This window comes from Chlamydia sp. 04-14 (assembly GCF_036632095.1).
Classification (GTDB): Bacteria; Chlamydiota; Chlamydiia; order Chlamydiales; family Chlamydiaceae; genus Chlamydia.
Window position 1 is genome coordinate 497,364 of the sequence record NZ_JAPYKW010000001.1, and the last position, 24,035, is coordinate 521,398.

Genomic DNA, 24,035 nt, shown 5'->3' on the forward strand with positions numbered 1-24,035 from the left:
CCTCCTTAACGAGGGGTTTTTAGAGGAAAAGCTTTTTCTATAGATTCTAAAACTTCAGATACTAGCAGTTCCGGAGTTGGAGATAAAGAATATGGTAACGTTTTCTTTATTTGTTCTGTCTTCCCATGACATTGTTGAATATATAATGCGTTCCCTGTTCCTTTAACGCTAGATATGTTGTGCTGTAGAGCAAATAAACGTACTTGAGCCAAGGCGAATAACCATAGTACTTCTTCAGGAATAGGACCAAAGCGATCTCGCATCTCTTCTTTGATTAATTCGAGCTGTTCAGCATCTTCAGCACTACCTATTTTCTGATAGAATTCTATACGCATAGACGCTAGATCAATATAGGTATCAGGAATACGTGATTTGTAAGGGAACTCTATCTTTACGTCATCATTAAATAACAAAGGAGAAGTATTGTTTTTCAATGCAGCAACGGTCTTTTTCAATAGCTTGCAGTAGAGATTGAACCCGATTGCACTTATATGACCCGATTGATCGGTTCCTAAGATATTTCCTGCGCCACGAATTTCTAGATCATGGAGGGCTATTTTCATCCCCCCACCATATTCCTGTTTATTCAAAGCTTCTAAACGTTTTGCAGCGGGACCTGATAATCTATCTAAATGAGAAACTAGGAAATAGCAATAGGCTTTTCTATTCCATCTTCCTACTCTACCCTTCATCTGATAAAGATCGGCCATGCCAAACTTATCTGCTTGATCTACTAAAATGGTATTGGCATTAGGAATATCGATACCGTTTTCTATCAATGCTGTTGCGACAAGAATATTGATTTCTTGGTCTTTAAACTTTTGGAAAATAGAAGCTAATTCATCAGATGACATCTGTCCATGAGCGACAGCAATGCGTGCTTCAGGAACCAATGTTCGTATTGTATTCCCTAATCTAAAAATACTCTCAATACGGTTATGGATCACATAAGCTTGACCACCACGAAGTAATTCATGACGTAGGGCTGCTGATAATGTCTCTTCATTATGCTCTAAAACAAAAGTAGAAACAGGAAGTCTATCTAATGGAGGCATGGTAATTAAAGAAAGATCACGAGCTCCTGATAAAGACATATACAACGTTCTAGGGATAGGTGTTGCAGATACTGTCAAGCAATCTACAGTGGGATAACGCTCTTTTAGGAAGTCTTTAACTTTAACACCGAAACGCTGTTCTTCATCAATAATTAATAAACCAGGATTTTTAAATTCGAGATTTTTGTTTATTAGCTTGTGTGTTCCGATTAGGATATCAATATCGCCTTTAGCAGTATCCTCAAAGATCTTTTTCATTGATTTTCTTTCAGAAAATCGTGAAAGCACAGCAATGTTTATAGGTAATCCTGCCATGCGTTGTGAGAAAGTCTCATAATGTTGGTTTGCTAGAATCGTTGTAGGCACCATAACAATAACTTGTCGATGGCCGTCACAAACAGCTTTCACAGCAGCGCGCATGATCACTTCTGTTTTCCCAAATCCTGCATCACCACAAATTAATCGATCCATCAGCTTATCTGACATCATGTCGGAGTAAATCTGTTCGATAGCCTTTAATTGATCAGGAGTTTCCTCATAAGGGAAGTTTTCTGCGAATTTAATTACTTCCTCGCCATGAGGAGGGTAGATAAATGAAGGTATAGTAGAACGTTGTGCTTCAAGCTGAAGAAGTTTCTCAGCATAAAGTACAAGGGATTTCTCAGAGAGATCTCGAGATCTTTTCCATTTAGAACCATTAAGGTTGTGAAGATCAGGAGCTTTTTCAGATGCCCCTACATAACGTGAAATTAGATAAGCTTGATCAGAAGGTACATACAGCCTAGCCTTATCAGCATATTCAAGAACTAGGTAATCTGTTTCAATGTTTAAATGATTTGGTTTTTTTTCCATTCCGATAAATTTACCGATACCATTGTGAAGATGCACAACGGTCTCTCCAGGAACAGGAACAAAAACTTCTTCTGTAGTTACAGAAAAATAATTTCTTTGTTTTTGTCTTCTCAATACTTTTGTAGATGAAAATTCCGACAGGGAAATCGCTGCAAATCTTTCTTCAACAAGAGCAAAGCTTGAAGAGAGATTCCCGGGTCTTTCGTAAATGTGTATAGAATTCTCTGCTAGTGTTTCTACTAAAGCACGAGCTTCTTTTAAAGATTTTGCCTTTGTATTGTAGAGAGCTACATTAAAAGGTTGGCCTTTATTAGGGATATATTCTTGAAGTTTTTTTAGAAAACCTAAGAGAGGATTTTCCTGTTCATCGATAGTTTCATTGGGATAAATAAATGGAGCAACGAGTCTAGAGGCTTTTATATGACGATGAAAGACTTCAATGTTTACTTCAGTATTTTTAAGATTGTGAACATTAGGAAAGCTTTTCTCCTCAAAGAAAATAGTGGGGGATTTGAAAGCACGTTCACATAGATCTGTAATCGACAAAAACCGGTTGGGTAACGAGGATAATGTTCCTGAAATTTCAGAAAAATCATCTTCTAACATTGTTAGGTTATCGAAGATAAGTCTTGGAGGTGTATTAAAATAATCCAATAGACAGTGAGATAATACTTCTTTCCCTGAATCTTTTGTAGCGGGAGATATTGATAGCTTAGAAACTTTCCCTGTCGAGAGTTGATCAGAAGGGTTAAAAGGACGTATAGAGATAATCTTTTCTCCCCAAAATTCTATTCGAAAAGGTTCTTGAGAAGACAGGGGGAAAATATCAATAATCCCTCCTCTATAAGCAAACTCTCCTTTATCACTAGCAAGAGTTTCATGGCGATATCCTAAGTTTTTGCATAGATCGATCATCATTTCAGGATCTAGCATATCTCCAACTTGGATATCCAAATGTTGATGCGCGGTATCTTTTGGTGAGCGAGTTTTCTCTAGTAAAGCTTTTAGAGTTGTTACGCAAAATAAAGGCGCTTTCTTTTCATATAATTCATAAAGAATCTTATCGCGTTTACCAACAGCGTCGATGTTAACAAGCTTAGGAGATAAATCAATTTCTGATGAGGGGAACTCAACAGGGGGGAAGCCTAAGAATGAAGAGAGATCTTCAAAAAGATCATCAATACGAGAACGTGTGGTGATCATTACCACAGATTCTTGCCTCTCGCGGAAAAATTTGGCAGCTAAGAATCCGCGAGCTCCGGGACGGATGTTTTCTATTAGTAATGGAATAGAGGCGTTAGTTATTTCAGATAAGAGAGGTAGATTTAAATTAACTGGGTCGAAATCCATTGCCACAAAGTATTATTTAATGCGTCTGCTTGTGGGAGATGATCAGCACTACCTTGTGCAAATATATCTTTTCCTCCCCAACGACCACCACAAGGTGTGAGTAATATTTTTAAAAGATCTTTAGCCAGTAGCCCTTGTTTAACAAGATCATCAGAAACTCGAGAAAAGATGATATATTTCCCATTTTTCTGCGTCGTCCATAAGGAAATTAAACGTGCGGGTATTTTCTGATGTAAGCAGTTAGCATATTGTTGTAGGCGATGACTTTCTGATTCAGGTAAGTGATGAACCAAATAGGAAACATCTTCAACCTGCTGACAATGGTCAATAAGCTTATCCAATAGAGAATTGATAAGTTTATTCTCTAATTCAGAAATCTGTTTTGCTTGCTCCTTCTTCTCTTCTAGAATATTTTGTAATTTATTCAGAATTTGATCTCGAGGAGATTGTAAGATAAGAGAAATTTCATTGAGATTCTCATTGTCTTGATGTGCTATAGCCTCTGCTTCTCTACCTGTTACAGCTTCTATACGGCGTATTCCTGTAGCTACAGCATGTTCTTTAAGGATACGGAAATAACCGAGATCTCCTGTAAATTCTGCATGAGTTCCTCCACAAAGTTCATGAGAAAATCCTGCTGAGACTACGCGGACAACATCACTATACTTATCTCCAAAAAATTGTTTAATTTCTTTGGAATTCATAACATCGGAATACATAGCTTCACGAGTTTCCACACGATGATTTTCTCTGATCTTTTCATTAACTAAAAGTTCAATAGAAGCTAAATCCTCTGGAGCAATAGCTTTGGGATGAGTGAAATCTAAACGAATTTTTGAATCATCAACATAAGATCCTGCTTGGCGAACATGATCACCTAGAGTCATCTCTAAAGCTTTATGTAGGAGATGGCAGCCAGTATGATTATTACCGATTTTCTTTCTGCGAATGCAATTTACTTGTGCAGTTATTGCCTGATCTTGAGACAGTTGTCCTTGGGACACTTCCCCATGATGGATTATCATTCCTGCTTTAGGAGATGTTGTATGGCTAACAATAAATGTCCCATCAGAACAGAATATCTCTCCAGCATCTCCAATTTGTCCACCTTTTTCTGCATAGAAAGGAGTGACTTTTAAAATTAAGGCGCCTTTTTCTTTTTCTTTAAGTGAGGAAACTTGTTTGCCATCACAAACTATTGCTTCGATAAATGTATCGCAAGACAGATCATTATAGCCAACAAACTCGGAATTTTCTCCCAAGGACAATGCATCATAAATTGCATCTGTAGAGCTATGAGATTTGGCAATATTTTTTCGAGAACGTTCTTTGGCTTCTTCTTCTAATTGGTAAAAAGTTTCCATATCTACGGAGAAATCGTAATCTTTAGCTAATAAAGCGATTTCATCAAGAGGTAGCCCATACGTGTCTTTTAATTTGAAGGCATCCTCTCCAGAGATGATTGAGGATGACGATGACGATTTGAGTACCTGTTGGAGTAAATTCCCGCCACGATGAAGAGACTTAAAGTAATTCTCTTCTTCCATAGTCATAACTTCTTGAATTTGAGATAGAGATAGGCGTAACTCAGGATAAGCCTCTCCCATAGAATCAACCAAAGAAGGAACGATCTCTGCTAAGAAGGGTTTAGTAAATCCTAAACGTTTCCCATAGTTAACAGATCTTCGTAAAATTTTTCTTAATACGTAACCACGTTCTGTGTTCCCAGGAAGCAAACCATCAGCAATAGCAAAGGACAGTGAGCGTGTATGATCCGCAATAACTCTAAAAGCAGCACCTAAGGCCTGGTCTGCGTGATAAGTTTTCCCTGATAGTTCTTCTGTTTTTGAAATAAGAAGGCGCAGAACATCAGCTTCAAAAACTGTATCTGTTCCAGAAATAATAGAAACCAGGCGTTCTAAACCTGCACCCGTATCGACATGCTTGCTAGGTAAAGCTAATAGAGAACCCTCTGCCGTACGATTGAATTCCATGAAAACAAGATTCCAATATTCTAAAAAGCGTTCACCTTCAGTATCTTCCAGGGGGGAGACAGCTTTGCCAAATTTTTCTCCGCGATCAAAAAGAAGCTCAGAACAGTACCCACAGGGGCCAGTTTCCGCCATGCTCCAAAAGTTGTCCTTATCAGTTAATCTGAAAATGCGTTCCGAGGGAAGATGCTTTTCCCAAAGAGCAAAGGCTTCATCATCTTTTTCATGAACAGTTGCATAAATGAAATCAGGATCGAAATTGAACACAGATAGAGATACTTCCCAGGCGAAAGCAATCGCTTGCTCTTTAAAATAATCACCAAAAGAAAAATTTCCCAGCATCTCGAAGAAAGTAAGATGACGTGATGTATGCCCAACATTGTCGAGGTCATTATGCTTGCCTCCAGCACGGATACATTTTTGAGAAGTAGTGGCTCGCGAATAGCTCACAGTTTCCTTGTTTAAAAAAATATCCTTAAATTGGTTCATTCCTGCGTTGGTAAAAAGAATTGAGGGGTCGTTATGAGGGAAAACGGGGGAGGAAGGAACGATAGTGTGATGGCGATTAGCGTAAAATTTTAAAAAATTAGATCGAAGAGTGTTACTTAACATAGGAAATGACTTTGTAATGTCAAAAATGTTGAACTTGCTCTAATTATATGGGAGAGATTGATTTTAGTCTCTAATACTGTCCTAAGAAAGAATCTTTTTGTTCTTAAATATAGACAAATGTTTTGTTCAGTTAAGCTTCATCAGTATGAAGTGGACGTATAAGAGTGGTGAAAGGGCATAAGAATTGAGTAATCTTGCTTTTTGGTAATGCATATCCTATAATTTTGATCTTTGTATTCTTGTGAAGCACTTTTAGGTCCGACAAATGGTGAACAGAGAAGTAGATATAGATATCTTAGAAAAGATCTCGGGAACTCTTAAACAATTAAGCATAGAGATCATTCAAAAAGCTGGTTCTGGTCATCCGGGATTGCCTTTAGGTTGTGCGGAACTTGCCGCCTACTTGTACAGTTATGTTTTGAAACATAACCCGAAAGATCCTTTATGGATTGACAGAGACCGGTTCGTTTTATCAGCAGGACATGGTTCGGCTCTATTATATGCTTGTCTTCATCTTGCTGGATACGATGTCTCTTTAGAAGATCTCCAGCAATTTCGTCAGTTACATTCAAGGACTCCCGGTCATCCAGAATTTGGAGAAACCGAGGGTGTCGAAGCTACTACAGGGCCTTTAGGTCAGGGATTAGGCAATGCCGTAGGTATGGCTTTATCTATGAAAATGCTTCAAGTCCGTTTTAATCGCCCTGAGCATGAAATTTTCAATGGTAAAGTATATTGTTTGTCCGGTGATGGATGCATGATGGAAGGCGTTAGCCACGAAGTCTGTAGTTTGGCGGGAACCTTAGGTTTAGATAATCTTGTAGTTATATATGACTACAATAATATTGTTTTAGATGGCTTCTTAGGAGAAGTAAGTTCTGAAGATGTGAAAAAGCGTTTTGAATCTTACGGTTGGGAAGTTTATGAAATCGATGGGTATGATTTTTCCGCTATTCATGAAACATTTGTAAAAATTAAACAATCACAGCAACGCCCTGTCCTAATAGTAGCTCATACAGTTATAGGTCATGGCTCTCCTAAAGAGGGAAGTCATAAGGCACACGGATCGCCTTTAGGAGAAGATGGAGTGGAACAGACAAAACGTTTCTGGCATCTTCCTGAGGAGAAATTTTTTATTTCTCCTGTAGTTAAGTCTTTCTTTTCTCATAAATTACAAGAAGATCGTAAAGTTCAAGAGGAATGGCAGGATGATTTTCGTGTTTGGTCACGTCAATTCCCTGATTTACACCAAGAATTTCTTTCTCTAAAAGCTCCAATATCCTCGGAAAAATTAGAGACAATACTTGAAGGTGTAGAAATGCCAGAAGCTATAGCTGGTCGTGCTGCGTCTAACAAGATAATTCAAAATTTAGCCAAGAACATTCCTTCCCTTATTGGGGGATCTGCAGATTTATCAAGTTCGGATGGAACATGGATAGCAGACGCTAAAGATATTAATAGTCATGACTTCTCCGGTAGGAACATTAAATACGGTGTTCGAGAATTCGGTATGGGAGCCATTATGAATGGTTTGGCCTATTCTCAAGTATTTCGACCTTTTGGAGGAACATTCTTAGTATTCTCTGATTACTTAAGAAACGCGATTCGTTTAGCAGCATTGGCTAAGTTACCTGTTATTTATCAATTTACTCATGATTCTATTTTTGTTGGTGAAGATGGCCCAACACATCAACCTATTGAACAGATCATGTCATTAAGGGCAATTCCAGGTTTACAAGTTATCCGTCCTGGAGATGCTAATGAAGTGAAAGGAGCTTGGCATGCAGCATTGCGCTATCTCGGCCCTACGGCATTAATCCTTTCCCGGCAAAATTTACCCACCCTAGCGCAAACAAATAGACCGTTTAAAGAAGGTGTGGGTCGTGGAGCCTATATTGTTTTAAAAGAGACTCAAGGTAAGCCAGATTATACTTTATTTGCTACGGGGTCGGAGTTGCACTTAGCTTTAGCTGTAGCTCAGGAGTTAATCTACTTAGATAAAAAAGTTCGCGTGATTTCCTTCCCCTGTTGGGAATTATTCGAACAACAAGATTTTGAATATCGAGAGAGTGTAATTGGCGGTGATTTAGGTTTACGAGTATCTATAGAGGCAGGATCTGCATTAGGATGGTATAAATATATTGGTTCTAATGGTTTAGCTATTGCTATGGATAGATTCGGTTATTCCGGAGCTCCCGCTGACGTGGCAGAAGCTTGTGGATTTACTGCGGATTGTATTTTACAAAGAATACTTTCTCAATAATCACTATCTGAGATCCCAGAATCTTTAGGCATAGTATCGTCAGCCTCTCCAAGTTCCATATGGGGTAAGCCTTTGTGGGTTTTTGTAGGGCGGCTTTTCAATACTGTGTCTAGTTTTGTTATGACATCAATTCCTGTAGTGATGTGGTCTTGTGTGTATGTCTTCAATACAAAATTTCCGCTTTCTTTAGTCTTTATTCCTTCTTTTCTTAGCGGCAAATCTGAAATAACCAGTAGAGCCCCCATAGGAAGATTTCTTCTATAACCTGCGGAAAATAACGTAGCGCATTCCATTTCTATAGTTTGGGCTTTGTTTTCATAAAGCTTCTTACGAAATTCCTTATTGAATTCCCAAAAGCGGATATTTGTAGTGTGGGTAATTCCGATATGGTAACTTGATTTTTTCTCTTCTAATATCTCTGTAATAGTTTTTTGAACCATAAAGTTTGCTAAAGCAGGAACTTCAGGAGGGAAATAAACGTCAGAAGTCCCTTCTCCTCGAATACTAGCTATGGGTACAAAATAATCCCCAACCTGATAGTGTGAACGTAGCCCCCCGCACATACCCAGCATCACAGCAGCCTTTACATTAGGGAGAAATGAACACAAGTCTACAGTTAGAGCCGCTCCAGGAGATCCTAATTTAAAATCAAGAATAGAAGCATTCACTTGAGGTGCGTGTGCCGCAGAAAACATCGATCCTTTTGAAATGGGCACTTGATAAGCTTCTGCAAATACGTGGGTATAATAAGCAAAATTTGTTAAGAGCAGATAAGGACAAAATTCTTCAATAGTCGATCCAGAATAACGCTCTAACATATCCTGGGCTATTTTTGATTCATTGATATTTGTGTCTTTTTGCTTGAACATGATTTTGCTCCCTAGTTCAACTAGATATTATCGAGATCAAATAATAACTTGTTTTATATGGTATATAGGAAATTTGCACGTTTAAACTAAAATCAATAATTTTTTTATTGATGCGTGGACCTTATGCTACACGAGACATTCTTCTGGACAAAGGAAAATGTCCTAGATAACATAAATAGGAGAATTTTAAGGATAAATGACCCCATGGTTCGTGTAAGTACTAGTGAATTTCGTGTAGGATTAAGAATAGAAATAGATGGCCAACCCTATTTGATTTTACAAAATGACTTTGTAAAACCAGGAAAAGGCCAAGCCTTCAATAGAATTAAGGTAAAGAATTTTTTGACAGGAAGAGTCATTGAAAGGACTTTTAAGTCAGGAGAATCTGTAGAAACCGCAGATGTGCGAGAACAACAGATGCGTTTCCTTTATTCGGATCAAGAAGGTGCTACCTTCATGGATGACGAGACATTTGAACAAGAGATGATTTTCTGGGATAAAATAGAAAATATTCGTCAGTGGTTATTAGAAGATACGATTTATACATTAGTCTTATACAACGGCAACGTTATTGGGGTAGAACCTCCAATTTTTATGGAACTTACTATTGCTGAAACAGCGCCAGGTGTACGTGGAGATACTGCTTCAGGAAGAGTATTAAAACCAGCAGTGACAAATACAGGAGCGAAAATTATGGTTCCTATTTTCATTGAAGAAGGTGAAGTTGTTAAAATAGATACACGTACAGGCAGTTACGAATCTCGAGTTTCTAAGTAGTCGCGAGTTATAAGAAGTTCTGTTGTGTAAAAAACATGATTTTTTTAGATTCCGTGATATGGAAACAAAAAAAACAAAAGAGCTATCTGCAGAAGCAGAGCTACTTAAAAAATTACGAGATAAGGCTTTAGTTCTTGAAGAACAAAAAAAACGGAAAGTTTGGGTTGAAAAGCTCGTGGCTATGCCGGAATCTACTCGTGACATTTCTCATTGCGAAATTCCTGATACTCCAGAAGTATTTCGGGCTGTCGCAGAAAAAATTTATGAAGAAGGTGTGTAGTTTTTCTACACAGTTTCTTCTATTTTCATCTTATTCTTTTTTTTGAAATTACCACGACTCCAGACTAGCTTCTATAGAGATCTCTAAAGGTTCTTTTGTGTCTAAGAGATTTGTTATTGCTGCGGTATAAACATGATAGCCTTGAGGGTATAGGTCTATAATGTGAAAGCGCGCATTAGAGGGTAATGAGATAGAACCACTATTTAAAATCATATTCGGTGCATGATCTTTACAGTTGTAAACTGCAGCCTGATGATTATGTCCATGAAGATACAAACGTACATTAGAATACTTTTTCAGGACATGTTGTAAAAGTAGGTGGTTAATTAAATCATGAGAGGGGTCTTTTGTAGGTAAAAGAGGGTAGTGATTAGCGATGATAATATTTTCTTGTGGAGGAAGACTAAGAATAAAATTCTCTAAAACAGAAATTTGAGATGACCTTATCATACCATTCGCTGAGAACCAACCATTCAAACAAGAACAATCTAATAAGACTAGCCACCAGTGGTCTATAAGTTTATTAAAGGAGATTTGTTCATTTTGTAATTGCGTATTAGGAAAGTATTGATAGAACGTTTGATGATTCAGTGCCTTCTGAGTATAAACGTCATGATTTCCAGGAAGTACATAGACAGAAGCATGCTCTTTTAGGTTGCTCACAAAATTTTGAGCAAGTAGGAACTCTGCATCCAAAGCTGTAAGAGAAAAATCTCCCGTAATACAAACACTATCAGCTTGTAATTTTACTGCTAAGTCAGGAAAGCGTTCGGATATAGTTGATGATTGGAATGTAACACCACCAAATACTTGGCGTAATGCTCCTTTAAATCTTTTATTAAGACAGGTTAATGGATTCTTGGGAAAGACACAAAAATGCACATCAGAGATATGAATAATACGATAAGCTTCTGAAGATTTGTTATGCATATCACCTGTTTCCCCAAGGGCATCCTCATTCTATAAGCACCGGAGCTAATAAAAAAAGAAATCCTTTTTTCTATGCTAAACTATTTTTAAGATCCCTGTATTTTACCATGAATCTTTAACAACAATTTGAGTTCTTTCCTCAAAGGGAAAGGAAATATAATTGTGAGATTTTATTTCCAAGAGAACAAAGATAACGTGTTCTTCTAATATTTAGAACGGAGGGAAACAGTGTCCTCATTCTGAAATATTTCTGGGATAAAATACTAAAGTAGACATAGTACTGTGTTGGGCTTTTCTTATTAACTGCTTTATTTACAGGTCTTCTGAAATTGCAGAAAAGTAGCGTATTCTCAAAATATTAAAAAATATTTGGAGAGCAACAAACTTTGCCTCTGAATATAAAAGATTTCCAGACAGTTTACTTCGTATCATTAATGATTACTTTTGATGAAAGTATGTTTAATCCTGTCTCTAAAGCTAAGGAAAAAATATCCGATACTTTAGCTAAAGGATCTAAGATTCCCGAAGCAATGAGATCTTCAATCTGCTGTGAAAGGACGTTCATACCTAGACTAGGAGTCGATAGCGATAAGAGTTTATTGATAACAATGCTGCTGTCTAATTTTAAATTATTGACTAATTGTCCTAGGGGTGCCCGACAACATGCTTGTATAACATTCATGGCTCCTCGTTCCTCTTCGGTTGCTTCCTCTTCTTCAGATAGATTTAAAGAAGCATAGAATAAACCCGCACCACCTCCAGGAACATAACCTTTATCTAAAGCAGATGTTAGTGCGGAGAGCGCTAAGGAATAGAAAAACTTATTTTCTTCACGAACAGGAACAATAGCGACAGAACTTTGTAAGCGATGTTTTCTTTTTATTAATAAGGTTTTTATTTCTTGAGAAGAGCTAGTGCGTATCTCTTCCTCTATCTGATGTATTTTTAATGCTAGAACTTCAGACACGCTATTTCCACGAATGATGACGGTTTCTTTTTCAGAGATTTCTACAGAGGCGCAAGAACCTAAAGACGCACATTCAGGAAGTCGCATAACGGGAGAAAAGTTTTGAGAGAAAACTGTAGTTCCTGTGAATAAGGTGATGTCTTCGAAAAAAGTTGGATCAAGAGAAGGATGATTCAAATCAACAACAACAATTTGTAGAAGATTCTCGAACTTATTCACAGTGAATGTGGCAAGAGCATCTTGATCTATACCCTTGCAGAAAATAAGTAGTTGTTCACCATTCTCTTGTAATTCTTGTAATAGAGGAAGGAAGCTAAGTGCTGAAGTAATTTTTTTATCAGTAACGAAGATACGGGGGTGAGAAAGTATGATTGTACGCTGTGTAGATTGAGAAATAAAATAAGGAGATATGTAACCACAAGGGATTTTTAATCCCTGGGTGATCTGTATATTGGATACTGCAAGTTGTGACAACGAAATAAAGCCTTCAGAACCTACGGCTGAAAAAGCTCCCGCTAGCTCTGTGGCAATTGTAAAATCTGGAAAAGCAGAAAAAATGATTCCCTTGGCTTTATTACTATCTTTTAAGGGCCAAGAATGCGACTCCAAAGACACCAGAAGCTTCTCTCCCATTTTTTTTAAAGCGGCACAGAGCTTATAAAGTGACAAACCTTGATCTAAAAGAAGATAGCTTTCTTTAAGAAGAGTGTAGAGTAAAATGATACCAGTAGTGACACCATCAAGATATTTCTTATGGATTTTCTTCGCCATGGCTTTGGCAAATTCTACACCAATATTTTCATGGGGATCTGCTAGGGTTATACGCGATAAAGCTAGATAACCTTCATTTTCGAAAAAAGATAGAGACGAAGCTATAGGGCCGTAGTGATCCTTAATGGAGTGGAAAACTTTGTCTATTCCAAGGAAAAGTTTTTTATCTGTATCATACAGGGAATTTTCCTTGTCTAACATTGGTAGCCTCTAAAGAATTTTTAAGCAAAACTCACACTACCAAGTCACTTTTTAGAGTACAATACCTTAAGATGAAAAGAAAGGTGGCACCCGGAATCGAACCGGGGATAGAGGCTTTGCAGGCCTCGGCCTTACCGCTTGGCTATGCCACCAAAAAACGCAAGGAAACCCTAGTTTAAGCGAAATACGATTTTATAGTCAGTAGGAAATCTTGCCAGAGTATCATAACGTTGCTTGCATTCATGTAGTCTATTTATTTATATTAACGAACAGAATATTTGAGATGCTCTCTGATTTAATCCTAGAACTCATAAATGATATGTCTATTCCAACAATATAGTTCTGAGTAGATGTATTTTAATAAGAGACAAAAGGCTGAGGAATGCGATCTATCTTATTAGAAGATTGGGTATCGTTAATGTTATCCGATGTGAAATACCGAAGGTCTGGGAAAAAGATTTCTGGGGTTGCTATTGATAGTCGTCAAGTGCGTCCGGGAGACTTATTCTTTGCTCTTTCTGGACAATGTACAGATGGGCATCGTTTTCTCAAACAAGCAGCCCAAGCTGGAGCTGTAGCAGCAATTGTTTCTAAAGATTATTGTGGAGATTCGTTCGGTTTAGAATTAATTGTTGTTAATGACACAACGGAAGCTTTGAAAGAGGCTGGAGAAAATCAAAGTCATTTATTTCAGGGAACAATCGTCGGTATTACCGGATCCATTGGAAAGACAACAACAAAAGTATTTGCGAGAACTTTCCTTTCTTCAGTATACAGAGTGTATGCCAGCCCTAAAAGTTATAACTCTCAACTTACTGTTCCTTTAAGCTTATTAATGGCAGACGGTGATGAGGATTTTATAATTTTAGAAATGGGAGTTTCTGAACCAGGAAATATGAAGGATTTACTTTCTATAGTAGAGCCTGAGGTTTCTGTAATTACCAATGTGGTGGATCAACACGCTATGAATTTCTCTGATAGAGGAGTTCAAGGCATTGCTGAAGAAAAGGCGCGTATTTTACGAAATAGTCGTGTACAACTTCTCCCCAAAGATTCTCCTTGGTATTCTCACTTTGTAAAACAGTCCTCGTCTTCTGAGAAGTTTTCCTTTGCTATTCATGACGAAACTGCTGATTTTTATTATAAAGCTATTCGCAAAGATAGCGTGATTATAAGTACCCCTGAAGGTGATATAGATTTTGCAATTTCTTTCCCATATCAGCCGGCCTATAGTAATTTATTAATAGCTCTATCCTTGGCTTGGCTTCTTGATGTTCCTGTCGATAGGATTGTCCACTCTTGTTGTGATTTGCAACTCCCTCCCATGCGTTTTGAACAAAGCATGCGCAACGGTGTTCAAGTAATCAATGATGCTTATAATGCCTGCCCCGAAGCGATGATTGCTGCTTTGGATGCGATTCCTAATCCTTCAGAAGGAGGGAAAGTTATACTCATCTTAGGTCATATGGCAGAATTAGGAAATTATTCTGAAGAAGGTCATACCGTTGTTGCTAAAAAAGCTTTATCAAAAGCAAGTATTATTTTCTTCATTGGAGAAAAATGGTTGCCGATTCAGCATTTATTAAAACAGGGTCCCTGTGAAATTTCTTTTCATCCATCTGCTCAGAGTATAGAAGAGATTCTAAAGAAAGTCGTTCAGCAAGGAGATATTGTCCTGTTAAAAGGATCACGATCTTTAGCTTTAGAATCTCTATTGAGCTGTTTTTAATTTTTAATACTTTACTTATGAGTTCTGTATTTCGTTATTTTAGTGAATCGTGGATTTCCTTATTGCTAACAGTATTTGGTCTAGCATTTTTCCTAGGGATTTTCTTAGGGAAGCCTGTGATATGGTGGTTGAAAAAACAGAATCATTACGATCAAGTGCATAAAGAACACTGTGAGAAGCTAGAGATCCTACATCAGGATAAAAAGCATACACCTACAGCTGGGGGGATACTTTTTTGTATCGTTCTATTAAGCACTGTGTTCTTTTGGCTCCCCTTAGGGAAACTTTCAACATGGCTATTCGTATTTCTCATAGTCAGTTGGGGAGCTTTAGGTTGGTATGACGATATAGTAAAAAAGAAAAGAAAAAAGGGACATGGAATAACAGCAAAACAGAAATTTGTCTTACAACTATTAATCTCTGCTCTCACAGTTCTAGCTATATTTTCTCTATATAAAGGTAACGCTCTATTTTACACATTAAAGGTTCCTTTTTTAGGGACGATTTCTTTTGCAAACTGTGTTTTAGGTAAACTTTTCTATTTTGTTTTAGCGATGTTAGCAATTGTAGGTACTAGCAATGCTGTAAATCTTACGGATGGTCTTGATGGTTTGGCAGCAGGAACTACATGTATGAGTGCTTTTGGTTTGCTAGTAGTTGCTCTTGCAGATCCAACAATTCATTTAGCGCAAGATGTCTCTATACTACTAGCTGGATTGGTGGGAGTAAGCTTTGCTTTCTTAAAATATAATCGTTCTCCTGCTCAAGTATTTATGGGTGATACAGGTTCCTTGCTTATAGGAGGAATATTAGGTAGCTGTGCTGTTATGCTCCGTGCGGAATTGCTTTTAATTTTGTTGGGCGGTGTTTTCGTTGCAGAAGCCGGATCAGTAATTTTACAACTTAGTAGCTATCGATTGAGGAAAAAGCGTATTTTTCTATGTTCCCCATTACATCATCATTATGAGTATAAAGGTATTCCTGAGACGAAAGTTGTCCTACGTTTTTATATAGCGGGGTTAATTTGTATGATTGTAGGAATTGTTGCAGCCTTATGGAGATAGTTTGTGGATAACCGACGTGTTATAGTTTTAGGAGCAGGGGTTACAGGAAGATCTGTGGCAGAATTTCTGCGTAATCGAGGAGATTATGTTATTGGAATCGATGGATCTTTAAATGCTCTAAATTCTTGTAGTTTCTTTCATGAACGCTATCTAGATAACACAGAAGAATTTCCTGAACATATAGATTTATTTGTACGTTCCCCGGGGATCAAACCTTCACATCGTTTAGTAATCGAAGCAAAACATAGAGAAATTCCCATCGTCACTGATGTTCAGATTGCTTTTCAAGATCCAGAATTTCATCAATATCCTTCCATTGGAATAACTGGATCTGCAGGAAAAACAACAACAGTATTGTTTTTAGTCCATTTACTCCATTCTATAGGAACTAATGCTTTTGCCATGGGGAATATAGGTGTGCCTATTCTTCAGGCAATGCGTCAAAAAGGTGTTCGTGTTGTTGAAATTAGTTCTTTTCAACTGACTGAACAAGAAATAGAGGTTCCTGTACTATCAGGAGCCGCTATCTTAAATGTTTCTGATAATCATTTAGATTATCATCAAACTTTGCAGGCCTATAGTGAAGCAAAAAGTAACATTGCTAAATGTTTAAAATCATCTAAGTCTTTGTGGGTTGGGGAGGGTGTTTCATCTGGAAAATCCTATTTGGAGCATACTAAAGAAATAGCTTCAATTTTAGATAAAGGGAGTGCATTAAAACCACTATACTTGCATGATAGGAATAATTATTGCGCGGCTTACACTTTAGCTAATGAGATATCTAACATTCCTTTGGAAGTGTTTTTACAGGCAATTCAAACCTTTGAAAAACCTCCCCATAGAATAGAATATCTGGGAGAAAAAGATGGCGTGCGTTATATCAATGATAGTAAGGCTACGACTATGAGCTCTGTAGAAAAAGCTCTGATAGCACTAAAAGAAAACATCATTGTTATTTTGGGCGGAAGGAACAAAGGGAGTGATTTTACTTCTTTGATTCCAGTCCTTACTCAAACGGTAAAACATATTGTGGCTATGGGGGAATGTCGAAATGAAATTACCCAAGCTTTATCTAGTAGTCTTCCTTTAACTCAAGCCCGAGATCTACAAGAAGCGGTAAGCATAGCCCAGAGTATCGCACAGCCTGGTGATGTAATACTATTATCTCCCGGGTGTGCTAGTTTTGATCAGTTTCGGAGCTTTGAGGAACGAGGAGATTGCTTTAAGCAATTGGTTGGTGACATGGAGGCATTAAAAGTATGAACCGTAGAGATACGATTATAATTGCAACTTTAGTGAATGCAGTTTTGGTGCTAGTATTATTCACTACAGCAAAACATGCTGATAAGAAAAATACAGATGTATTGCTTCCTCCTTTGCCAGCAAAGCTTGTTGAAGTTGTTCCTGCTTCTATGGAAAAAGTACAAGAAAAAGTAGAAAAGGTTGAAAAGCCTACCGTAGAGACTGTTCCTCAACGTGTTTCTAAAGAGGAATTGGCAGTGCAGTTTGCAGAAAATAAACCTGTAGTTGTCAAAGCTTCTCCAACACCTAGTGTTCCTCAAACAACTCCTTCTGTTGCAATTCCAAATCCGATAGCTCCTGAACCAAAAGCCCAAATTGTTAAAGAAGCTCCTAAAAAAGAAGCTTATGCGACGGTTATTGTGAAAAAAGGAGATTTCCTAGAGCGTATTGCTAAAGCAAATCATACGACTGTAGCTGTTCTTATGCAGATTAATGATTTATCTTCTACACAATTGAAGATAGGTCAGGTATTAAAGGTGCCCGTCTCTGATAAGCAAGAAGAAACTAAAAAGCCTCAGGTGAAAGTCTCCAGTGCTGAAGATTTCTATACTGTTCAAGAAGGCGATAGTCCTTGGACTATAGCTTTACGTAATCATATCCGTCTAGAAGACTTGCTAAGGATGAATGATCTTGACGAACATAAGGCACGCAAACTCAGACCTGGAGATCAGTTGCGTATACGGTAATCTTCCTCTAGGCCCAATATGAAGTGGTTTATTGTTTCATGTCTGCTAGGGATTTTTTCTCTGGGTCTAGTTATGGTTTTTGATACTTCCTCAGCTGAAATTCTAGATCGTTCTCTCGCTTGTAGTACGCATAAAGCTTTAATTCGTCAGATTACTTATCTATTGTTAGGATTGAGCCTTTCCTCTTTAGTTTATATGACAGGATGGAAAGATTTCCTAAAAATGAGTCCTACATTATTACTGATTGCAGGAATAGCTCTTATTGCTGTTTTAATTCCCGGGGTAGGAGTATGTAGAAATGGTGCAAAACGTTGGTTGGGCATAGGACAACTTACTTTACAGCCTTCTGAGTTCGTGAAATATCTTGTCCCTTGTGTAGCTATAGAGTACCTCGTTTTCCATCCTCAATATCGAGAAAATTTTAAATTATTCCTTAAGCTAACTACAACGTTATTCATCCCTATTCTATTGATTGCCATAGAGCCTGACAATGGTTCTGCAGCTGTGATTGCTTTTTCTTTGATCCCTGTATTTATTATGACATCTGTGCGGCTGCGTTACTGGTTGCTTCCTTTGCTATGTATCCTTGTTGTGGGAGGTGCTCTTGCTTATAGGATGCCTTACGTGAGGCATCGCTTAAATGTTTATCTTCATCCGGAGTTGGATATTAAAGGGCGAGGTCATCAACCGTATCAGGCAAAAATTGCTGCAGGATCAGGAGGGTTATTAGGTAAGGGACCAGGAGCAAGTCTACAAAAGCTTACCTACTTACCGGAAGCGCAAAATGACTATATCGCTGCTATATATGCCGAGGAATTTGGTTTCATTGGCATGCTGCTTTTGATTTTGCTATATATGTATTTTGTTTATGGCGGTTATGTGGTTGCTATTCGAGCGTCTTCTTTGGAAGCAGCTTCGTTAGCAATAGCTATTACAGTAATCATCGGAATGCAAGCTTTTATGAATTTAGGCGTTGTATCAGGATTATTACCAAGTAAGGGAGTCAATCTTCCTTTTTTCAGTCAGGGAGGATCCTCTTTGATTGCTAATATGTGTGGTGTTACATTGCTATTAAGGGTGTGTGATGAAGAAAATCAGCAAAATAGCTTTAGCCGTCGGAGGATCGGGAGGACATATAGTTCCGGCTCTAGCAACAAGAGAAGCATTTTGTAAAGAGGGTATAGACGTTCTTCTTTTAGGGAAGGGATTGGATAATCATCCAAATCTTTATGAACAAGATATACATTATAAAGAAATCCCTTCAGCCTTGCCAATAATTACTAACCCTGTAACAGCTATTCGTAGAACATGTTCCTTATACAAGGGATACAAGAAAGCTAAAAAAGAGCTCATTATTTTTGATCCTGATGTTGTTATTGGATTTGGGAGTTATCATTCTCTTCCTGTATTGATGGCAGCGCTAAAAAAGAAAATTCCTATATTTTTACATGAGCAAAATCTTGTCCCCGGTAAAGTCAATAAGCTCTTCTCACGTTTTGCTAAAGGTGTGGGGGTATCTTTCTCTCCAGTAACTAAGAATTTTCGCTGTCCTTCACAAGAGATAACTTTACCAAAAAGAGCTTTCTCTTCTTTTAGCCCTATTGTAGAACGTCTCACATCGCATTCTCCAACAGTTTGTGTTGTAGGGGGCTCTCAAGGAGCAAAAACATTAAATGATTATGTTCCATCTGCTCTTGTAGATGTTGCCAAGGATTATCCGAATATGTATGTTCACCATATTGCAGGACCGAAAGGTGATGTTGTTTCTATACAGCATGTCTACAGTCGTGGTGGCGTATCTTTCTGTGTAAAACATTTCGAACAGGATATGCTCAATGTTTTACTTTCATCAGATCTTGTAATTAGTCGTGCAGGAGCTACAATTTTAGATGAGTTATTATGGGCGCAAAGTCCTTCAATACTCATTCCCTATCCAGGGGCTTACGGACATCAGGAGGAAAACGCAAAGTTCCTTGTCTATACTATAGGAGGAGGGTCGATGATTTTAGAAAAACAACTTTCTCAAGAGGTTTTGACTAAAAATATTTTGCTTGCTCTAGATTCTGAAACTATTAAAAATAGGCGGGAAGCGTTGCGAGCTTATTATCACAACAAATCCTCGAAGTCTTTTTATCAATTTATTTGTGAATGTTTATAGGTAATCTATGGATAGGAAAATCCATTATCATTTTATAGGTATTGGTGGAATAGGAATGAGTGCACTAGCTCATATTTTATTAGACCGTGGGTATTCCGTATCAGGTAGTGATCTAAATCAAGGTGCTATTGTAGATAAACTTATTGCTAAGGGCGCCACATATTTTCGCGGACATCAAGAAAGTCATGTTCCTCAAGATTGTACTATTGTCTATGGATCGGGAATTGCTAAGGATAACGTAGAATATAAGGAAGCTTTACGAAAACAGCTGCCTATATTACATCGTGCTGAGCTTCTTGCCTTGTTGATGCAGGAGAAAACCAGCATTTTAGTTTCTGGAAGTCATGGGAAAACCACCGTATCTTCTCTAATTACAGCAATTTTTCAAACGGCAAAAAAAGACCCCTCTTATGCTATTGGAGGGTTAAATTCTCTGTGTTTAAATGGATATTCGGGAACGTCAGAATACTTTATCGCGGAAGCTGATGAAAGTGATGGTTCTTTAAAACATTATCTTCCTAAGGTTGCGGTCGTTACAAATTTAGATAATGAACATCTAAGTAATTTTGAAGGAAGTAAGGAAAAACTTGCATTAACGATCGAAGAGTTCTCTCGTAAAGTTGATAACCCGAACTTATGTTTTTATAATGGTGATTGTCCAGAGCTTAAGGGAAGGATTTCTGGAACATCCTATGGATTTTCTCAAGATTGCAATCTGCATATTTGTTCGCATCGTCAAGAAGGATGGCGTTCTATTTTTTCTCTATCTTTTCTGGGAAAAGAGTATCTAGATATAGATCTTAACTTGATAGGCAAGCATAACATTGCAAATGCTGCGGTAGCCACAGGGATAGCATTAACTTTTGGTATTGAAGAGTCGAGCATTAGAGAGGCTTTAAAAGGTTTTTCTGGGGTGCAAAGACGCATGGAAAGAAAGAATACCTCTGAAAGATTTTTATTCCTTGAAGATTATGCCCATCATCCTTCTGAGATTTCTTGTACCTTAAGGGCACTACGAGATGCGGTAGGATTGCGTCGTATAGTTGCTATATGCCAGCCTCATAGATTTTCTAGGTTGCAATACTGTTTAGAAGAGTTTTTCAATGCTTTTCAAGATGCTGACGAAGTAATCCTTACAGATATCTATAGTGCTGGGGAAACGCCATTAGATTTACCTTCTCCTGAGGAACTAGCTAAGACAATTTCTTTATCTTCTCATGTTTGCTGTACCTATGTTCCTTATGATAATGTTGTAGAGTATTTAAAACGGGAAATCCGGGTGCATGATGTCTGTGTGTCTTTAGGAGCAGGGAATATTTATGCTGTAGGAAATGCTTTAAAGGATTTTGAACCTAGAAAACTATCTGTTGGGATGGTTTGTGGCGGGCAATCTTGCGAACACGATATCTCTTTATTATCCGCAAGAAATGTTATTCAGTATCTTTCCTCAGAATATTATGACGTGCAGTATTTCGTTATCAATCGTCAGGGATTATGGTCGAAAGTATCGAATCTTGATGAAGAAAGTCATTGCGAGAGGACAGGTCATCATGTGCTATCTTCAGAAATTACCGAGACTTTAGTTGGTTTAGATTTTATTCTTCCAATTTTACATGGTCCTTGTGGGGAAGATGGTACGCTTCAAGGATTCCTAGAAATTATTGATAAGCCTTATGGAGGGCCATCATTGCTCTTTTCGGCTATCAGTATGGATAAGATTATGACGAAACGCCTTGCAGCCTCTGTAGGGATCCCCGTGGTTCCTTATCAGCCGTTAACTTTACATGCTTGGAAACGGACGCCAGAATTATGTATGCACAAGATTTTGGAAGCTTTTACTTTCCCTATGTTTGTGAAAACAGCTCATTTGGGATCAAGTATTGGCGTGTTTGAAGTTCATAATGAAACAGAACTGAAATCAAAAATATCTGAAGCATTTCTATACGATACTGACGTGTTTATTGAAGAGAACCGTTTAGGATCTCGAGAAATCGAAGTATCCTGCCTTGGGGATGCATGCAGCTGTTATTATATTTCTGAACCACACGAACGTCGTGGATCAAAAGGCTTTATTGATTACGAAGAGAAATACGGATTAAATGGTAAATCTAGTGCTAAAATACAATATGATCTAAATCTTTCTGAAGAGTCTAAAACACGAGTAAAAGAACTTACAGAACGTATGTATCGTGTTATCCAAGGTAGAGGATCTTGTAGAATCGATTTCTTTTTAGATAAAGAAGGAAACTTTTGGCTTTCTGAAATGAATCCTATTCCCGGAATGACAGAATCTAGTCCGTTTCTACATGATTTTGTTCGCTTGGGATGGACGTTTGAACAAGTCGTGCATCAACTAGTTATATCGGGATTACATAAGTTTGATCAGAAGAAGAAAGTCAGCAGCACTTTTGACAAGCAATGCTTCTTATTAACCGCGAAGAGCTAAAAACTCCGCGAAGGGGTTTTTAGCTATTGCCAAACTCTATTTATGAAATGTAGAAAAGTAGTGAATGTTATTCAGAATGGTGATTATGACTGCATTTGTGATGCGCTGAAGATGCTTCTATATCTTCCTCATCAGCTGAACAGCAGTTGCCTCGGCCACAACATTGATGGGCCGTTCCTGAGTCATCAGAGTTGCTTGAATCAAGACAAAAACCGCTAGAAGCATCCTCGTCTTCGTCAACAGATTCTCTGCTTCCTTCGGGTTGAATCAAGTCGATTTGTATCTTCTTTTTTAATCTCGCGCACACACGTCTAAGAATAGTTCTTAGTGCGTGTATGGTATTTCCTCGTCTACCTATGATCTTCCCTATATCATCGGGAGCCACACGTATCTCTAGTTTTATAGATTCACCTGACTCATCCTGAATAGAACGAATTTCCACAGCTTCAGGATCAGCAACTAAATTCTTTACAATATATGCTACAAACTCTTCCATAAAATCCAAATTAAATTGAGATGTGGAAAAAAAGAATAAGACACTTATGTATCCTTCAAAGTTCCGGAAAAGATTATACCTATTTTAGAAAAAACGTCAAGATTTATTCATTCCTGAGGCATTTGTGGGGCAGTTTCTAGAGATAACCACTGTAAATATTTCTCATTTCCATCGTCAATTTTAACAAAAATGATTTCAGGAACATCATAAGAACAAAGTGATTGAATGATTGTAGAAATAGCTGAAAATCGAGAGGATGTTGTTTTGATTTGCATTTGATATTCTTCGGCAACGCAGAGTTTGCCTTCCCACATATAAGTAGATTTCCCTTTTTGACAAATATGAACACAGGCAGCAAGCTTCTGAATCACTAAAGTATTAGAAATATGTTCGGCTTCTTCTTGAGAAGGTAACTGAGTAAAGATGATTATGGGAGTCATATCTTACTTAATAATAAATGGTTGGGAAATCTTAAATCATAGACATAAGATTGTTGAGAGTCAATTACAGCGCTATTTTGAGTGAGGTGATAATTTTTTAATCCCTCGCGTAATGCGTGGTATTGGAATCTTAAAAGATTCCTTGAAGATAAAGTTACAGTTATCTCCATAGGATACGTTTCTGTAGAGGATAAATCGATGATTATAGGAGGGTCTTCTTTGAGCTCTTCAATGAGAAGAGACGCGATGTCTATTTTCCATGAAGGTAAAATAAAAGAATTCATATCCTCTTTAGAAAAAAAGATTTTGGGAAGTTTTTGGGATTTGAAAAAAGGCAAACAGGGGAATTGTTCTCCTGAATGATTAATTAAAGTATTCGTTTGATTCCCTAGATACCCAATCGGAGAATGCAGAGAATAAAAGATGATAATTCCCTTATTATCTGGAATCTTTTCTATGGCTACAGAAGAGAATATACCTAGATCTTTTAAAGTAGCCTCTGCTTTCTTAGTTGTAAATTGATGTAAGAAGGTTGGGTTATCTGCTGAGAGCTGTAATGTTTCTGAAAAAATAACTTCGGGAATTCTAGAAGGAGATGATGAAACTAAGAAAATATTTTTAATTGGGAGCGCTTTTGTTGTGGGGAACGAAAAAGTCTCGGGAAACAAAAGCCAATGAATGGTAGGGATAAAAATCAGGGTGCTAAGGAAAATGCACAGTAATGCATAAGAGATAGAGTATCTCGGTCCAGGAGAAAAAAGCATTTTTATAAAGCTTCTTACCATGGGTGCGCATT

General features: G+C 37.7%; 18 protein-coding genes and 1 tRNA gene. 10 read left to right on the top strand and 9 right to left on the bottom strand.

From position 1 onward, the window contains the following. Window positions 1-5: 5 nt before the first annotated feature. Together mfd and alaS are read right to left on the bottom strand one after the other, a co-directional pair. A complete protein-coding gene (gene mfd, locus O6937_RS02210) occupies window positions 6-3,257 on the bottom strand; it encodes a transcription-repair coupling factor (RefSeq protein ID WP_332390127.1) in 3,252 nt (1,083 codons plus the stop codon). Beyond that, window positions 3,233-5,860 (bottom strand): alanine--tRNA ligase, encoded by a 2,628-nt coding sequence (gene alaS / locus O6937_RS02215; RefSeq protein WP_332390040.1) that lies wholly within the window; start codon window positions 5,858-5,860, stop codon window positions 3,233-3,235. Before alaS ends, mfd begins: the two co-directional genes overlap by 25 nt. A gap of 265 nt (window positions 5,861-6,125) precedes the next feature. Here alaS and tkt point away from each other — a divergent pair, with 265 nt between their 5' ends. Beyond that, window positions 6,126-8,123, top strand: a complete 1,998-nt coding sequence (tkt, locus tag O6937_RS02220) for a transketolase (protein ID WP_332390041.1) — start codon at window positions 6,126-6,128, stop codon at window positions 8,121-8,123. On the opposite strand, the gene O6937_RS02225 is transcribed toward tkt, so the two are convergent. Beyond that, window positions 8,117-8,992: an AMP nucleosidase gene (locus O6937_RS02225; RefSeq protein WP_332390042.1), complete on the bottom strand. Its 876-nt coding sequence runs from the start codon at window positions 8,990-8,992 to the stop codon at window positions 8,117-8,119. The two genes, tkt and O6937_RS02225, sit on opposite strands and share 7 nt — an antisense overlap. Window positions 8,993-9,196: 204 nt before the next feature. On the opposite strand from O6937_RS02225, the gene efp reads away from it, so the two are divergent. Next, on the top strand, window positions 9,197-9,769 hold the full coding sequence (efp, locus tag O6937_RS02230) for an elongation factor P (RefSeq protein WP_011006828.1): 573 nt from the start codon (window positions 9,197-9,199) through the stop codon (window positions 9,767-9,769). Window positions 9,770-9,827: 58 nt separating this feature from the next. After that, complete coding sequence (locus O6937_RS02235; protein ID WP_332390043.1) at window positions 9,828-10,049, top strand: hypothetical protein; 222 nt, start codon at window positions 9,828-9,830, stop codon at window positions 10,047-10,049. Between the two features lie 48 nt (window positions 10,050-10,097). Here O6937_RS02235 and O6937_RS02240 read toward each other — a convergent pair whose 3' ends face one another. The 3 genes from O6937_RS02240 to O6937_RS02250 all read right to left on the bottom strand — a co-directional run bounded on the left by O6937_RS02240 (window position 10,098) and on the right by O6937_RS02250 (window position 13,070). Further along, a complete protein-coding gene (locus O6937_RS02240) occupies window positions 10,098-10,979 on the bottom strand; it encodes a metallophosphoesterase family protein (RefSeq protein ID WP_332390044.1) in 882 nt (293 codons plus the stop codon). Window positions 10,980-11,397: 418 nt separating this feature from the next. Beyond that, a complete protein-coding gene (gene groEL3 / locus O6937_RS02245; RefSeq protein ID WP_332390045.1) occupies window positions 11,398-12,918 on the bottom strand; it encodes a variant chaperonin GroEL3 in 1,521 nt (506 codons plus the stop codon). Between the two features lie 81 nt (window positions 12,919-12,999). Next, window positions 13,000-13,070 (bottom strand) — tRNA-Cys (locus tag O6937_RS02250). 230 nt (window positions 13,071-13,300) lie between these two features. Here O6937_RS02250 and O6937_RS02255 point away from each other — a divergent pair. Genes O6937_RS02255 through O6937_RS02285 form a run of 7 tightly spaced genes read left to right on the top strand, consistent with a single transcriptional unit; the run spans window position 13,301 to window position 22,303 of the window. After that, window positions 13,301-14,647 (top strand): UDP-N-acetylmuramoyl-tripeptide--D-alanyl-D-alanine ligase, encoded by a 1,347-nt coding sequence (locus O6937_RS02255; protein WP_332390046.1) that lies wholly within the window; start codon window positions 13,301-13,303, stop codon window positions 14,645-14,647. Between the two features lie 17 nt (window positions 14,648-14,664). Continuing rightward, entirely contained in the window at window positions 14,665-15,711 is a 1,047-nt protein-coding gene (gene mraY / locus O6937_RS02260) for a phospho-N-acetylmuramoyl-pentapeptide-transferase (protein ID WP_332390047.1), read from the top strand. 3 nt (window positions 15,712-15,714) lie between these two features. Continuing rightward, the gene (gene murD / locus O6937_RS02265) at window positions 15,715-16,974 is read left to right on the top strand and encodes a UDP-N-acetylmuramoyl-L-alanine--D-glutamate ligase (RefSeq protein WP_332390048.1); all 1,260 of its coding nucleotides are present in this window, start codon (window positions 15,715-15,717) and stop codon (window positions 16,972-16,974) included. After that, window positions 16,971-17,699, top strand: coding sequence for a LysM peptidoglycan-binding domain-containing protein (locus O6937_RS02270; RefSeq protein WP_332390049.1), 729 nt, complete (start codon window positions 16,971-16,973; stop codon window positions 17,697-17,699). The genes murD and O6937_RS02270 overlap by 4 nt, the downstream gene beginning before the upstream one ends. Window positions 17,700-17,717: 18 nt before the next feature. Then, the gene (ftsW, locus tag O6937_RS02275; RefSeq protein ID WP_332390050.1) at window positions 17,718-18,872 is read left to right on the top strand and encodes a putative lipid II flippase FtsW; all 1,155 of its coding nucleotides are present in this window, start codon (window positions 17,718-17,720) and stop codon (window positions 18,870-18,872) included. Next, window positions 18,781-19,857, top strand: a complete 1,077-nt coding sequence (murG, locus tag O6937_RS02280; RefSeq protein ID WP_332390051.1) for an undecaprenyldiphospho-muramoylpentapeptide beta-N-acetylglucosaminyltransferase — start codon at window positions 18,781-18,783, stop codon at window positions 19,855-19,857. Before ftsW ends, murG begins: the two co-directional genes overlap by 92 nt. Before the next feature lie 7 nt (window positions 19,858-19,864). Further along, a complete protein-coding gene (locus tag O6937_RS02285) occupies window positions 19,865-22,303 on the top strand; it encodes a bifunctional UDP-N-acetylmuramate--L-alanine ligase/D-alanine--D-alanine ligase (protein WP_332390052.1) in 2,439 nt (812 codons plus the stop codon). A 67-nt stretch (window positions 22,304-22,370) separates the two neighbouring features. Here O6937_RS02285 and O6937_RS02290 read toward each other — a convergent pair whose 3' ends face one another. From O6937_RS02290 to O6937_RS02300, 3 genes are all read right to left on the bottom strand, one after another. Next, window positions 22,371-22,799 (bottom strand): KH domain-containing protein, encoded by a 429-nt coding sequence (locus O6937_RS02290; RefSeq protein ID WP_332390053.1) that lies wholly within the window; start codon window positions 22,797-22,799, stop codon window positions 22,371-22,373. Window positions 22,800-22,906: 107 nt separating this feature from the next. After that, window positions 22,907-23,239 carry a divalent-cation tolerance protein CutA gene (gene cutA, locus O6937_RS02295; protein ID WP_332390054.1) on the bottom strand — a complete coding sequence of 111 codons (333 nt, stop codon included), beginning with the start codon at window positions 23,237-23,239 and terminating at the stop codon, window positions 22,907-22,909. After that, on the bottom strand, window positions 23,236-24,024 hold the full coding sequence (locus tag O6937_RS02300; RefSeq protein ID WP_332390055.1) for a hypothetical protein: 789 nt from the start codon (window positions 24,022-24,024) through the stop codon (window positions 23,236-23,238). Before O6937_RS02300 ends, cutA begins: the two co-directional genes overlap by 4 nt. Window positions 24,025-24,035: the final 11 nt, after the last annotated feature.